Consider the following 14169-nt stretch of genomic DNA (forward strand, 5'->3'; position numbering starts at 1 on the left):
AGTGCACTGCGCCGGTTATATCCGGCGCCTGTTGAGGAGGGATGATCAGTAAGAGAAGGTAAGCGCTAACGCACTCGACGCAACAATACTACGCCTAGCAAAGCGCATATGCAGATCGGCGCCAGCGTTGCAATCACAGGGTTGAAGCCGAATACGAGACTTGCCGGGCCCAACAGATCCTGCATGTACTTGAACAGCAGACCAATGATAATGCCGCAGAAGACGCGAAAGCCCATGGTGACCGAGCGCAACGGTCCAAAAATAAAGGAGATCGCCACCAGCACTAAGACTGAAGTCGCCACTGGCTGCAGCACTTTCTTCCAGAACGCCATCAGATAAGAGTTGGCGTCCAACCCCTGCTCTTCCTGGTAGTTGGCGTAGGTGTAGAGGCCTTTGATAGACAAGTATTCAGGCTTGATGATCAGCACTTCCAGAATGCTGGGGGATAAGCTGACATTCCAGCGCAGAGAGTCGAACGTCTGTACATTGCTGCCGTCATCTTTGATCTCGGTGCGTTCAATGTCCTGCAATAACCAGTGGTCGCCCTGATAAATCGCGCGCTTGGCGAAAGTCGAGCGCACCATGCGGCGCTCATCATTGAATTCAAACAAGCTCACGCCATGCAGCACGCCTTTCGGCTCCACTGCATTGAAGTGCATAAACACATTTCCTTCACGCCGCCACATACCGGCGGAAGAAGCCACGTTCTCAGCCGCGCCCTGCTCCAAGGCCTTTTGCGTCTGCGCAATACGCTCCGTTTGCGGCGCCACAAACTCGCCCACCAGGATACCCACTACCACCACCGCCAAAGCTGGCTTCATGGTGGACCAGACCACCCGCACCACGGAGACGCCGGCGGCGCGAATCACCGTCAACTCGCTGTTGTTAGCCAACACGCCCAGCCCTACCAGACAACCAATAAACGCAGCCAGGGGCAAGTAATCATAGATGCGCCTGGGTACGGTGAAGACGATGTATTTCATCGCCTGGAAGGTTTGGTAGTCGTTCTTCAATTCATCCATTTCAGCGATGAACGCGAACACCAAGTCCAGCGACAGCACCACCAGCAGCACCAGCAGCATGGCGGAGGCGACGGTTGCGACAATGTAACGATCAATTCTGCGCACGGGCCGCTCTCCTCTTCTGTCGCCAGTCGGGACCGAACATCAATACCAGCGCGATCGCCAGAAATGTTCCGTGCACCCACCACATGCCGACCCACTCGCTGATGCGCCCTTTCTCCAGACTCTTACGGCTGGCGATCAGCAGCCCCAAATAAGTGATGTAAATCAGCATGGCGGGCAGCAAGTGGAAGAAGCGCCCCTGCCTAGGGTTCACCCGACTCAGCGGGATCGCCAGCAGCGCAACGATAGGAACCAATAAAGGAATGGAGATACGCCATTGCAGCAAGGCTCTGTCCTTAGGATTGTCGGAGCGCCACAGCTCACTGGTGGGCTTGGCTTCATCCCGGGTTTTCTCCGCCTCTGCGTCAGGCTCCGCGATCTTGATGCCATAAGCGTCATATTCAATAACACGGTAATCCATTTCTCCCGGACGCCCTTGATAACGGGCGCCTTCGTGCAGGACCACAAAGCGACTGCCGGTGTTGGGGTCGACCAGCTGAGTGCCCCGTTTTGCCGCCAAGACAGAGATGCTGCCGTTTTCTGAGTCCCGCTCCGCGATAAATACGTTCTGCATTTCACGCTTGTCGCTGCTCAGTCCCTCGGTGTAGGTCACCCGTTCACCGGAGCGCAGGCTTTGGAAGCGCCCCGGCGCCAGCAATTCGAACTCCGTGACTTTGGATTGATCTGAAAAAATTTCATCCACCTGACGTAGCCCCCAAGGGCTGACGTAAAGACTCATGGAGCCGACCACCAGCATCACCAGCAGCGCGGAAACCATCGTCAGCTTGATAAGCTGAAAACGGTTCATGCCGCAGGCGAACAGCACCGTCATTTCACTTTCCAGGTACATGCGGCCGTAGGCGAGCAGAATGCCGATAAATAAACCCAGGGGCAGAATCAACTCAAGAAAGCCCGGCAGGCGATATCCCATGATGGCGAACAACACATCCGCCGACAGCTTGCCCTGGGCGGCGTCAGCCAGATACTTGATAAACCGTCCGCTCATAAAAATAAGCAGCAGCACGCCCGCGACAGCGACCATGCTGACCAGCAACTGCCTGGACAGATAACGAAGGATAATAAACAACGAAATTACCTATTTACGTTCTACCGCAATATCAACCGAAGCGCGCGGAACGGCGCGTCAGGAGAGGTTAAGCGGCGCAGCGTTTTTGAGCGCGCGTCAAAGTGACGCAAGATACCAGACTCACATGCAAATTTCATAGCCTTAACGTAGACTTGATTGCGTATAGGATACGTCTCATATAGATTGCCTCTTGCAACGGCGGGCGACGCTCCCGCATCGAATGAGACTTCTGCGGCGCCCCAGGGAACGCCTCCGGCGCCTTCCATCAAGCGGACGTTGGTCCGGCATGGAGAACAAAGCCAAATGTATTTAGGTTAAGAGGATTCGCAACCACTATGAATTATTCCGCTCTTTCCACCGACCCGATAAAACAAAAAAGCGACTGCCTTGTGGTCGGCGTTGTCGAAGGCAAATCCCAGTCAGCAGTTTGGACAGAACTCGACCAACAGTGCAAAGGCGTTCTGGGCAAATTGCTCTCTTCCGGCGACATCTCTTCCAAGCTGGCGGCCACCAGCTGGTTTTATCCGCAGGAAGGCGGCGTCAAACGTCTTTTGTTCGTCGGCCTGGGTAAAGAGAAAGAATTAAGCGAAGCAGGCTTCCGCAAAGCCGCTAAATCCGTCATGCAAAGCCTGAGCAAAAGCGGCGCGGGCAACGCAGTGGTCGCGCTATCCAGCTTGACCCTGAATGCATTGAAAGCAGGCTGGGCGACGGAGCAACTGGTGATCGCACTGGAATCCGCCTGCTACATTTTCGACAACATGAAAAGCGAGAAAGCCACGCCAACCAAAGTCAGCCAGGTTAAAGTCGCTGGCGACAAGCGTGACAAAAGCGCCATCGAGGCGGCTATCGCCAAAGCCGGTGCGGTCGCCAAAGGCATGAGCTTGACCAAAGACCTGGGCAATCTGCCAGGTAATGTCTGCACCCCGGATTATCTGGCCAAACAAGCCAAAGCGCTCGCCAAGGAGTACAAATCTCTGAAGGCGGAAGCCCTGGGCGAAAAAGAGCTGAAAGAACTGGGCATGGGCTCCTTCCTTTCTGTCTCCGCGGGAAGTGATGAACCCGCCCGCCTGATCGTCATCGAATATAAAGGCGGCGACGACAAACAGAAGCCCCATGTCCTGGTAGGTAAAGGCATCACCTTCGACAGCGGCGGCATCAGCCTGAAGCCCGGCGAAGGCATGGATGAAATGAAATACGACATGTGCGGCGCCGCCAGCGTATTTGGAACTCTGTTAGCATTGGCGGAAATGAAGGCCCCTGTTAACGTCGTCGGCGTTATCGCGGCGGCGGAAAACATGCCCAGCGGCAAAGCCACCAAACCCGGCGATATCGTCACTACCATGTCCGGCCAGACAGTGGAAATTCTCAACACGGACGCCGAAGGCCGTCTGGTGCTGTGCGACGCCCTCACTTATTGCGAACGCTTCAAGCCAGAAACCGTAGTGGACATCGCTACTCTGACCGGCGCCTGCATTATCGCGCTGGGTAACCACGCCACCGGTCTGCTGGCCAACGACGACAAACTGGCTGACGCACTGCTAGCCGCTGGCGAAAGCACAGGCGACAGAGCCTGGCGTCTGCCACTGTGGGACGAGTACCAGACCCAGCTGGACAGCAACTTCGCTGACATGCAGAACATCGGCGGCCGCCCCGCTGGCACCATCACCGCCGCCTGCTTCTTGTCCCGCTTCACCAAGAAGTATCGTTGGGCTCACCTGGACATCGCCGGCGTCGCCTGGACATCAGGTAAAGACAAAGGCGCTTCCGGCCGTCCGGTGCCTTTGCTGACTGAGTATCTGCTGGGCCAAGTCAAAGGCTGATCGCGACGCATATAAAGCGATCCCTGTCACAGACCATGGTATTCGATTCGGATACCATGGTTATTTAATTATTCCGATTAATTATATACATTACATGCCAAAAGCCGACTTCCATCTGCTTTCTTCCGGCGACATTGCACAAAGGGATTTTTATCTTTGTAGACTTTGCGAAAAGATATATCGATTAGGACATCGGATATATATCCTATGCAAAGACTCAAAAGAACTAGAACATTTGGACGATTTATTATATTCCTTTCGGCCGGAAAGCTTTATTCCACATAGTATTGAACCTGAATCCCCCTCTTCCGACACTCCAGTTTTTTTATGCACCCGCCTGCCGGAAACAATTTCCACCGAAGTTGTTATAAATCTCACCGAAGCCCCGCCAGACAAGGCGGACAGGGTGGTAGAGCTCGTAACCGGCGATCCTGACGCCCGTGCGAAATCCAGAAAAGTGTATAAACTGTATAAACAATTAGGCTTCGAGTTGCAGACTTATAACATCGAATCTGCTTAAATATTGAGTAGGAAACGGGAGTCATTTCTCGGCGACGAGCAAGTCATCGTTTCCATAAAGACCCAAAGAGGTCTAAATAATAATTAAATTAATCGGAGCCTGATTAATAACTACAATTGAAACTTGGGATTTACGAGGAATATAACCGATGAGTTCTCCTGTAGCTGACAGTGAAAGTGATCTCATTCCCTTGTTGGATGAAATAGTGATTGATGACTCGGAGCTGGCTTCTTCCCATCCCGGCCTTACCGAAATTCAGAACAATCAACCCCAAACGCAACTTAGCAAGGAGTGTGAAAGTATGGAGATGACACCCGCGAACGGACAGGTTGACGTAAAACCGACCAGTCTGCGGGGCAATAATCCATTCTTGCCCTATGAGCACTTGGAAAAGCTGGCGCTGGAGCGCATGGAGTTTCAGAAGGAGTTTGAGGCCTTTTTCAAGAAACAAAGCACGCACGCCGCAGCCAGCTCGGTTTTGAAAGAAACCAAAGATCTGGAGCGGATCGTCCACCTCACTACGCAGAAAGTGGTGGCGGAGTACATGCCGCAGATCGAGCAAAGGGTCCGCGCCGAGGTCATCCGTCATATGAACAGCCTCAACTTATCCAAATAAGCTGAGCATCCCCTCCGATAACGGCCACGCTGCGGGATGCGGCGCGGCCCGATATGCGCCCATGCGGCTATCAGAAGATCCCATGGGTGTGTATAATGCGGCCTTTTCCAGGGCCGTCTGATCAGCGCTAGCACCCACTATTCCGCACCCGTGCGTTCACCCGTTGCAGACGCCCATTTAGCGGCCTCTTTCGGCTATTATTCTTAGATCCTAGAATCAAGCACCTGAGCGAAACGAATACATATACGTCATGATGGAAAAAACCTACCAACCCGGCCAGATTGAAAGTCAGTGGTACGCCTTTTGGGAAGAGCAAGGCTTCTTCAAACCCAGCCAGCAGGGCGAACCCTTCAGCATCATGATCCCACCGCCCAACGTCACCGGCAGCCTGCACATGGGGCATGCTTTCCAGGACACGATCATGGATGCCCTGACCCGCTACTATCGCATGCAGGGCCGCGACACATTGTGGCAGGTTGGAACGGACCATGCTGGCATCGCCACTCAAATGGTGGTCGAACGCAAACTGGCGGCGGAAGAAGACAAAACCCGCCACGACCTGGGTCGCGAAGCGTTTCTTAATAAAGTCTGGGAGTGGAAAGCGGAATCCGGCGGCACTATTACCCGTCAGTTGCGTCGTATGGGCGCATCCGTAGACTGGTCCCGCGAGCGCTTCACCATGGACGAGGGCTTCTACAAAGCGGTGCAGGAAGTATTCGTTCGCTTGTATGACGACAAACTCATTTACCGCGGCAAGCGTCTCGTTAACTGGGACCCGAAACTGCACACAGCCATTTCCGATTTGGAAGTTATCTCCGAAGACGAGAAAGGCAAGCTGTGGCACTTCCGTTATCCCTTGGCCAACGGCGTAAAAACCGCGGATGGCAAAGACTATCTGGTTGTCGCGACGACGCGTCCAGAAACCATGCTGGGCGACACCGCCGTAGCCGTTAACCCGGAAGACGACCGCTACCGCGACTTGGTCGGTAAGACCGTAGTTCTACCTGTGGTTAATCGTGAAATTCCGATTATCGCCGACAGCTACGTAGACATGGAATTCGGCACCGGCTGCGTAAAAATCACACCGGCTCACGACTTCAACGACTACGAAGTAGGCAAGCGCAACCAGTTGCCGATGATCAACATCTTCACCATTGACGCCAGCATCCGCGACGAAGGCGAAGTGGTGAACAGCGACGGCACGCCCAACCTGGACATGCAAGCGGCGATTCCCGTCGGCTATCCCGGTCTGGACCGCTACGAAGCGCGCAAGAAAATCGTCGCCGATTTTGAAGCGCTGGGCTACCTGGAAGAGATCAAAGATCACGCTCTGAAAGCGCCTCGCGGCGACCGTTCCGGCGTCGTGATCGAGCCTTACCTGACCGACCAATGGTTCGTAGCGGTGAAAGCTCTGGCGGAGCCCGCTATCAAAGCCGTTGAAGATGGCGATATCCAGTTCGTGCCCAAGCAATACGAAAACATGTACTTCGCCTGGATGCGCGACCTGCAGGACTGGTGTATTTCCCGTCAGTTGTGGTGGGGCCACCGTATTCCCGCCTGGTATGACGACCAGGGCAATGTTTACGTCGCCCGCAACGAAGAAGAAGTGCGCAGCAAGTACAGCATCGACGCCAGCGTCGCGCTGCATCAGGACGAAGACGTTCTGGACACCTGGTTTTCCTCCGCGCTGTGGACGTTCGGCACGCTGGGCTGGCCGGAAAATACTCGTGAGCTGCAAACCTACCACCCCACTTCAGTGCTGGTGACCGGTTTCGACATTATTTTCTTCTGGGTGGCGCGCATGATCATGATGACCATGCACTTCATCAAAGACGAAGACGGCAAACCTCAGGTTCCCTTCAAGACTGTTTACGTGCACGGCTTGGTGCGGGACTCCCAAGGCGCCAAGATGTCCAAGTCCAAAGGCAACGTGCTCGACCCCATCGACCTGATTGACGGCATCGAGCTGGAGCCGCTGGTCACCAAACGCACCAGCGGTCTGATGCGGCCTCAGGATGCGCAGAAAATCGAGAAAGCCACCCGCAGCGAATTCGCGGAAGGCATCGCCTCTTACGGCACCGACGCATTACGCTTCACCTTCTGCTCCCTGGCTTCCACAGGTCGCGACATTAAGTTCGACGTGGGCCGTATCGAAGGTTATCGCAACTTCTGCAATAAGATCTGGAACGCAGCGCGCTACGTGCTGATGAATACCGAAGGTCAGGATTGCGGCCAGAATAACGAAAGCTACGAGCTGGGTCTGGCTGAGCGCTGGATTATCTCCCGTCTGCAGGAAACAGAACAGCAAGTGGAGAAAGCCGTTGCAGCCTTCCGCTTTGACCAGGCCTCTCAGGCCATTTACGAGTTTATCTGGAACGAATACTGCGACTGGTACCTGGAGCTGTCCAAGCCGGTACTGTGGGACGACGCTGCTTCCGCCGAACTGAAGCGCGGTACGCGCCGCACTCTGGTGCGTGTGCTGGAAACCGCTCTGCGTATGGCGCATCCGTTCATGCCTTACATCACGGAAGAGATCTGGCAGAAGGTGAAAGAGCTTGCCGGCAAGTCCGGGCCCACCATCATGCAGCAGCCGTATCCGGTGGCGGACGCCTCTCGCATCGACCCGGAAGCCGCCGCCTCTATTGAATGGCTGAAGGGCGTCATCCTGGCTGTGCGTAACATTCGCGGCGAAATGGATATCTCTCCCGCCAAAGCCATCAACGTCATTCTTGCGCAAGGCGATGACAGCGACAGAGCACGCCTGCAAGCCAATCAGTCGTTCCTGATGAAACTGGCCAAGCTGGAGTCCATCCGCTGGTTGGCGGCGGACGAAGAAGCGCCTATGGCGGCCACTCAGTTGGTGGGAGCCATGCAAGTGCTGGTGCCAATGGCGGGCTTGATCGACAAAGAAGCCGAGCTGGCGCGTCTGGGCAAGGAAATTGACAAGCTTTTGAAAGAACAGCAGCGCCTGCAAGGCAAACTGGGCAACGAAAGCTTTATCAGCAAGGCGCCTGAAGCCGTTGTCGCAAAAGAGAAAGAAAAACTGGCGGATGCGGAAGCCGCGCTGGCTCAGCTGCGTGAGCAAGTGTCCCGCATCGAGTCAATCTAACTCTCCAGACTAAAGGGGCTGCGACTGACGCACTAAGGACACACCGGTATGCGACACCGGATACATATTCTGGGAAATGGATCGCTGGGAGGCCTGCTGGCCTGCCGGCTCTCCCCTTTCGCCGATGTGCGCCTGATTCTACGCAGCCCCCCTTCTCTTCACGCCCAACCCAGCGATGAGCATATTGCGTTAACGCTTGATCAAGCAGGCGAAAGCAAGACAAGGTTACTAAACTGGGAAACCGCAAATGCGGCGGAGCCGATTTCCACCCTTTTTATCACCACCAAAAGCTACTCTGCCGCAGCCGCCCTGAACTCAGTCAAACACCGACTCACTCCCGCATGCCGCATTCTGCTATGGCAAAACGGCATGGGCAGCCAAACGCAGATCGCACAGGAATACGCCGATATGGCGGTTTACGCCGCCTCCACAACAGAAGGCGCAAATCAGCCGAGGCCAGGACATATCATTCACGCCGGCCATGGCCAGACCTGGCTGGGACCTCTCACCGCTAACGCCACATTTCAGGAAGCGCAGCATCTGGCCCACCTGCTGCAGCAGGCGGGTTTCCGCAGCGACGCAACGGCGGATATCGGCGAGCAGCTCTGGCGTAAACTCAGCGTGAATTGCGGCGTGAACCCTTTTACCGCCCTGTTGAACTGCCGCAACGGGGATATTCTCGAGCACAGCTACTTCCAGGAGCGTATTGATGCGCTTTGTGAGGAGTTGTCGGCAGCGCTATTCGCGGCGGGATATGGCGAACCCGCCGCCAGCATCAAAGCGCGAATTGTCGCAGTTGCTCAAGGCACCGCGAACAATATTTCATCCATGCTGCAAGATATTCGCGCTGGCAGGCAAACTGAGATCAGCGCCATCAACGGATTCATTTGCGATTATGCGGACGCGCACGGCCAGCCTCACCCTATCAATAGCGAGCTGACCGCAGGCGTTCTTGCTCTGAGCGCCCATTCGGACCAGAGCGCGTAGACCACAGCAATTTTACCCAAGGGGGATATATGGGCCACAGGCTTTCCAAGATTTACACCCGCACAGGGGACAAGGGAACAACCGGACTGGGCAACGGCGAACGTATCGCCAAGAATGCGCTGCGGGTGGAGGCGATGGGCGCCGTCGACGAAACCAACAGCGTCTTGGGCGTGGTCATCTGCGAGCTGACACAAGACGACCCGCTTCACGCCCAATTGCAAAGCATTCAGAATGATTTGTTTGATCTGGGTGGCGAACTGTCCATTCCCGGCCACCTCATCATTATCGATAAGCACATTACTCGACTGGAAGAGTGGCTCGACCAGCTAAACGAAGAACTCCCGCCCCTGAAGAATTTTATCCTGCCGGGAGGCGACCGCGCCGCCAGCCATTGCCATATGGCGCGCAGCATCTGCCGTCGCGCAGAGCGCACAGTGGTTAGCCTGGCGCAGCAGGAACAATTAAATCCTTGCCTGCAGGGCTATCTGAACCGACTCTCCGACTACCTCTTCGTCGCAGCGCGAACACTGGCGCGACGCAAAGGCGGCGAAGAAATATTGTGGACCCAGACCAAGTGGGAAGCCTAGCGCGCTATATTTTGAATCCCCCCAGCAGATCGTGAAGGGCTCCGGTTAGCGCAGACAATTCACGACTGGACGCCAGGGTTTCCTTGGCGTTCTCCGCCGTCTCCCGACCCAGTCCGCTGATATGGCCGACATTTTCATCAATGGTTTTGGCGACGGCGGACTGCTCCTCCGCCGCCTGAGAAATCTGATGACTCATATCCACAATGCTGGCGATAGCCGCCACAATGTGATCCAGAGCCGCTGCGACATCCTGGGACTGCGCCACAGTCGCGTCCGTCACTGAGCGGCTGCTTTGCATTGAGTTCACCGCCTCCTTAACGCCAGCCTGCAATTGCGAGACCATCGCCTCAATCTCCTCGGTGGACTTCTGCGTACGTTGCGACAACGTGCGCACCTCGTCCGCCACCACCGCGAAACCGCGCCCCTGCTCGCCGGCCCGCGCCGCTTCAATGGCCGCATTCAGAGCCAGCAGATTGGTTTGCTCCGCAATCGCCTTGATCTCCACCAACATCTGGGAAATATTTTGCGAATCCCGCGCCACGCGATTAATGGTCTCTACCGACGCCGCGATTTCCCCCGATAAACGACTGATAGTCTGCAATGTCGCGTCCACCACCTGCTTGCCTTTGGTCGCTTCGGCATCCGCCTGATGCGCCGCATCTTCAACGCTTTGCGAACTGCCCGCCACTTCCGCCACCGTATCCACCATCTGATGCATCGATTCAGATATCTGTCGGGTTTCCTGCATTTGCTTTTCCGAGGCTTCGCTGCTCGACACCGCCACCGCATTCACTCGGCGCGCCTGCTGATCCACGCTACCCGCCGTCGCCACCAGATTGGTCATAAGAGTGTGCACTTTCTCCGTCATATGATTGAAAGCGCGAGTCAGATCGCCCATTTCATCCCGGTTATCCAGCTTTAAACGCGCGGTCAGATCTCCATCGGATACTTTTCTGGCGCCGATGGAAAAACGCTCGATGGTGGATTTCACCGACACAAAAAAGCCCATGTACAAGTAAACGATGATCAGCAACAGAACGCCCAGCACCAGGAATATCCATAGCATGGCGGTCTCGCGTTCCTGTAAACGCTGATCCAGGATAGTTTCCGTCAGTTGGTAAATGCGACCATTGAATTGCAGCAGCGCATCAATGTTTACGGTCAGCGCCCTGTCGAATACAGGCCACTCAATTTCCGGCGCCACAGGCGTGACGATGTTCTGATCCAGATAGTCCCGGGTCTCAATAATCACATTGCGGACGCTGTCCGCATCCGCCGCAAGCTCCTCACGGATCATCGGGCTGGCGTTGAGCGTGACCTCCAATTGATTGGTGAAGCTGTCGCCAAGGGCGGTCAAGTTATCGAAAATTTTGTTCAGGACGTCGCCTACGTCAAAGCCCACCTGCCCTTCCAGGGCGGCGTAAACGCCGCTGGCGCGAGCGCGCCCCATGACATTACTCGCGCGAATGATTTGTCCGTCTGACAACTTCATCAAAAACTGCACTTCACGAGACAGGTCCTGCGCCACGCCGGAAACCTGCGTCGCGCTGCTGAGAAAGCTCTCGACTTTGCTGACAAAAGCACTGAAGTAGGTTATCTGCGGATCAAGCGACATCTGGTTTTCATCCCCCTGAGTCAGGCTGCGCCAGGAGGCGGTGAGATCTTCCAGTTGCTTGCGTAAATCATGATTGACGTCGAAGTTTAGCTCTGCGGCGTCCAACTTGGCCAAAACGCCATCAATGGAGGAACGAATTTCCATGGTGCGCTGCTCCAGTTCAGGCGCCTGTCGCAGCTTCGCCACGCTGCGATAGTCCCTGTACTGTTGCGCCAACTTCAACAGCTCAGCAGACTGCTCAATGACCGCCATGCCTTCGACTTCATTTTCGATTTGTCTGACGTCATCGTAGAGCTGACTGACCAGGCTATAACCCAACGCGATTATCGGAAGTAAAAACAGAACGCTGATCAGCAAAAATTTGTAGACCAGTTTCAACTGGTTCATGAGCCTGATAGCAGGCCAGAGAATCTGCCTCACTCGATCACCTCTCCGCCTTCTTCTGCAAGGAAGGACTTATTATTGAACGCATTTCGACGCCCACTGCGCGCCGCTTAGTTATATCCGTATTTTTATCGTTGCTTCCTTTCTGCAAAGTTTAGCTTAAATATTGGGAGGAACTTGCAGGATCCCGGCGAGTCCTGCATTCTTTCGCAAGTTTTTTGTAATCTAACGCATCTTTAGAAAGGTTATATGGGCCAACATGAAGTTACTGCGCGCCTTGGCGAGCTGACCAATACGTTTATCGAGCGCCACCACTCTTCGTCGCGACAACGTCCCTGCATTCCACTCAATGAGGAGACTCGCTACATGCTGGATTCTCCCTGCGTGGAGCAAGTTGATGAAGACGCAGGCGTATTCTACTGGACGCCCAAGCCGCACATGGACTTCACCCTTTTCGATGGGTTGGAGCAAGGCCTGGAAGTCGCCATTCACCCATCCATCACGGCGTTTTACGGCAGCTATTGGAGCGACGGCCTTTGGTGCTCAAGTCCGTTTGGAGAAGTCAGTCTGATTCAACTTTGGAATGAAGAAGACATGGAAACTCTGCGAGAGAATCTATTGGGTCACGCCTTTCAAAAAAGCAAACGCCGTCAGGGATTAACCCTGTTCATCGGGCTGACGGCTGACGACCGCATCGTCACGGTGGACAATCATTCTGGAGAGGTCTATCTGGAAGAAGCCGGCCGGCCGCCGCAACGCACGCTCGCCGCCAGCCTCGGCGAATTGCTCAGAGAACTGGAGCCGACGCTTACGCCCTACACGGCGTAAGCCATTCACCTCGGCGGAACATCTAACCCATATGTCCCGCTACCGTCAGCAACGCGATGAGAATGAACCAGATAATCATGGCGCGATTGAGCAAATCTCTAATCGCGCACATTTGCTTCACTTCCAGATCGACGTCCTGAGTTCCGCCTGCGCTGGGCGCCGCCAGAGGATAAATCTCCACCGCGCCGCCCGCCGCCTTGCGCAGAACGGTAAATGCATCGGAATGGGGATCGATCATATCGTTGGCGGACTGTTTAATCGCTCCGCCAAAGTTGCCCGCCAGCGCAAAACTCAGCGCCAACAACCGGGAAGGTATCCATTCCAAAGCCTTGTACACGGTCGTCATCTGCTGCGGTACATAAACGGAGGGATCACGTCCGGCGACATGAGCCAGTCTTGCGAGCAGCGCCCCAACAGGCCCAATCGCCATATACCAGAAAATCACCATGAAATAGCGCACAAAGGTTTGATACAGATACTGCGAGCAGGCGGCGTAATGGAGCTGCGCGGGACTCATATTCTGGGCCTCGTCAATGTGAATCTCCGCCTCTTCCAGAGTTCGAAAAGCCGACTGAAAACGCCCCTCTCGCCATTGCTGCAGGTAGATATCCACCGACTGTTTGAGAAAGCCGCATCCCAGACAAAGAAACAGCATGACAATGTGTACGAACAAAGTCAGAAAGCCGAAGAAGACGTCATCGGTCAGGCGCAGAACGATAAACAACGCCAGCGCCGGCGCCGCCAGTGCGATCAGCAGATAGAAAGGCGCACTGTTGCGGATCACCGGCAGGCGCAATTCGAAAAAGGTCAGGAAACTTTTCGCCCACTGGTCGTGCCGCCGGCTCAGAGTCAGGTTCAGCCTCTTCTGCATGATGTACGTCAGCAGCAAAACCAGAAATTTCATTTGATTATCCTTCTTCGTTCGACATCAGTTTTCTAAGTTTAGGCCAATCAAACGCAGGTCCGGGATCGGTTTTACGGTCCGGCGCGATATCGCTGTGGCCAACCACCCTATCCTCCGTTATCAGGGGAAAGGCCTTGCGTATGCTCTTCGCAATGCGGGCTAGTCGACGATATTGGATCGCCTCATAGGGAATATCGTCCGCGCCTTCCAGCTCAACGCCAATGGAGTAGTCGTTACAGTTATCTCGCCCAAGCCAGGACGAGCGCCCCGCATGCCAGGCCCGGTCATGCAGAGACACAAACTGGATAACCTCGCCGTCCCGACGGATGAACAAGTGCGAGGAAACCTGTAAATGGCCAATCTCTCTGAAATAAGGGTGAGCCTCGCAATCCAGGCGATTCAGGAAGAAATCACAGACATACTCGCCACGAAACTGAGCGGGCGGCAAACTAATATTGTGAACCACCAACAGGCTGATCTCCGCATCTGTCGGTCGTTGATTGAAATTAGGCGAAGGCATTCGCTTCACCAGACTCAACCATCCCTGAGCGTCTATTGTAAATTCAGAATTTTCCACAGGTTTTGGCC

12 protein-coding genes are annotated in these 14169 nt (G+C 55.0%); 7 read left to right on the plus strand and 5 right to left on the minus strand.

All coding sequences use genetic code 11. The annotated features are described in order from the left end of the window. Positions 1–65: 65 nt before the first annotated feature. Both lptG and lptF read right to left on the minus strand, forming a co-directional pair. The gene (lptG, locus tag ACQYWX_RS21530) at positions 66–1127 is read right to left on the minus strand and encodes an LPS export ABC transporter permease LptG (protein WP_216738255.1); all 1062 of its coding nucleotides are present in this window, start codon (positions 1125–1127) and stop codon (positions 66–68) included. After that, positions 1114–2211: an LPS export ABC transporter permease LptF gene (lptF, locus tag ACQYWX_RS21535; RefSeq protein WP_431686304.1), complete on the minus strand. Its 1098-nt coding sequence runs from the start codon at positions 2209–2211 to the stop codon at positions 1114–1116. The genes lptG and lptF overlap by 14 nt, the downstream gene beginning before the upstream one ends. Positions 2212–2546: 335 nt before the next feature. Between lptF and ACQYWX_RS21540 the strand changes: the two genes are divergently transcribed. The 6 genes from ACQYWX_RS21540 (at position 2547) to ACQYWX_RS21565 (ending at position 9850) form a co-directional block, all read left to right on the plus strand. Then, positions 2547–4031, plus strand: coding sequence for a leucyl aminopeptidase (locus tag ACQYWX_RS21540; protein ID WP_431686305.1), 1485 nt, complete (start codon positions 2547–2549; stop codon positions 4029–4031). A gap of 94 nt (positions 4032–4125) precedes the next feature. Then, positions 4126–4551 carry a DNA polymerase III subunit chi gene (locus ACQYWX_RS21545; protein WP_279507917.1) on the plus strand — a complete coding sequence of 142 codons (426 nt, stop codon included), beginning with the start codon at positions 4126–4128 and terminating at the stop codon, positions 4549–4551. A gap of 148 nt (positions 4552–4699) precedes the next feature. After that, the gene (locus ACQYWX_RS21550) at positions 4700–5167 is read left to right on the plus strand and encodes a hypothetical protein (protein WP_127972603.1); all 468 of its coding nucleotides are present in this window, start codon (positions 4700–4702) and stop codon (positions 5165–5167) included. A gap of 253 nt (positions 5168–5420) precedes the next feature. Next, complete coding sequence (locus ACQYWX_RS21555) at positions 5421–8276, plus strand: valine--tRNA ligase (protein WP_431689528.1); 2856 nt, start codon at positions 5421–5423, stop codon at positions 8274–8276. A 48-nt stretch (positions 8277–8324) separates the two neighbouring features. Then, positions 8325–9263, plus strand: coding sequence for a 2-dehydropantoate 2-reductase (locus tag ACQYWX_RS21560; protein ID WP_431686306.1), 939 nt, complete (start codon positions 8325–8327; stop codon positions 9261–9263). Positions 9264–9292: 29 nt separating this feature from the next. After that, positions 9293–9850, plus strand: a complete 558-nt coding sequence (locus tag ACQYWX_RS21565) for a cob(I)yrinic acid a,c-diamide adenosyltransferase (protein ID WP_431686307.1) — start codon at positions 9293–9295, stop codon at positions 9848–9850. Positions 9851–9854: 4 nt separating this feature from the next. Here ACQYWX_RS21565 and ACQYWX_RS21570 read toward each other — a convergent pair whose 3' ends face one another. Then, positions 9855–11885 (minus strand): methyl-accepting chemotaxis protein, encoded by a 2031-nt coding sequence (locus tag ACQYWX_RS21570; protein ID WP_431686308.1) that lies wholly within the window; start codon positions 11883–11885, stop codon positions 9855–9857. A 213-nt stretch (positions 11886–12098) separates the two neighbouring features. On the opposite strand from ACQYWX_RS21570, the gene syd reads away from it, so the two are divergent. Beyond that, on the plus strand, positions 12099–12677 hold the full coding sequence (gene syd / locus ACQYWX_RS21575; protein ID WP_431686309.1) for a SecY-interacting protein: 579 nt from the start codon (positions 12099–12101) through the stop codon (positions 12675–12677). 22 nt (positions 12678–12699) lie between these two features. Here the strand turns inward: syd and ampE are convergent, their stop codons facing one another. Continuing rightward, positions 12700–13581 carry a regulatory signaling modulator protein AmpE gene (gene ampE / locus ACQYWX_RS21580; RefSeq protein ID WP_216739774.1) on the minus strand — a complete coding sequence of 294 codons (882 nt, stop codon included), beginning with the start codon at positions 13579–13581 and terminating at the stop codon, positions 12700–12702. Positions 13582–13585: 4 nt separating this feature from the next. After that, the gene (ampD, locus tag ACQYWX_RS21585) at positions 13586–14101 is read right to left on the minus strand and encodes a 1,6-anhydro-N-acetylmuramyl-L-alanine amidase AmpD (protein WP_253938674.1); all 516 of its coding nucleotides are present in this window, start codon (positions 14099–14101) and stop codon (positions 13586–13588) included. Between the last annotated feature and the right edge of the window lie 68 nt (positions 14102–14169).

It is taken from the genome of Hahella sp. NBU794, from assembly GCF_050749805.1.
Lineage (GTDB): Bacteria > Pseudomonadota > Gammaproteobacteria > Pseudomonadales > Oleiphilaceae > Hahella.

Excerpts from the sequence above, each read along its gene's own strand:
- ACQYWX_RS21540 (WP_431686305.1), top strand. The coding sequence starts at position 2,547 with ATGAATTATTCCGCTCTTTCCACCGACCCGATAAAACAAAAAAGCGAC.
- ACQYWX_RS21545 (WP_279507917.1), top strand. The coding sequence starts at position 4,126 with ATGCCAAAAGCCGACTTCCATCTGCTTTCTTCCGGCGACATTGCACAA.
- ACQYWX_RS21550 (WP_127972603.1), top strand. The coding sequence starts at position 4,700 with ATGAGTTCTCCTGTAGCTGACAGTGAAAGTGATCTCATTCCCTTGTTG.
- ACQYWX_RS21555 (WP_431689528.1), top strand. The coding sequence starts at position 5,421 with ATGGAAAAAACCTACCAACCCGGCCAGATTGAAAGTCAGTGGTACGCC.
- ACQYWX_RS21560 (WP_431686306.1), top strand. The coding sequence starts at position 8,325 with ATGCGACACCGGATACATATTCTGGGAAATGGATCGCTGGGAGGCCTG.
- ACQYWX_RS21565 (WP_431686307.1), top strand. The coding sequence starts at position 9,293 with ATGGGCCACAGGCTTTCCAAGATTTACACCCGCACAGGGGACAAGGGA.
- syd (WP_431686309.1), top strand. The coding sequence starts at position 12,099 with ATGGGCCAACATGAAGTTACTGCGCGCCTTGGCGAGCTGACCAATACG.
- ampE (WP_216739774.1), bottom strand. The coding sequence starts at position 13,581 with ATGAAATTTCTGGTTTTGCTGCTGACGTACATCATGCAGAAGAGGCTG.
- ampD (WP_253938674.1), bottom strand. The coding sequence starts at position 14,101 with ATGCCTTCGCCTAATTTCAATCAACGACCGACAGATGCGGAGATCAGC.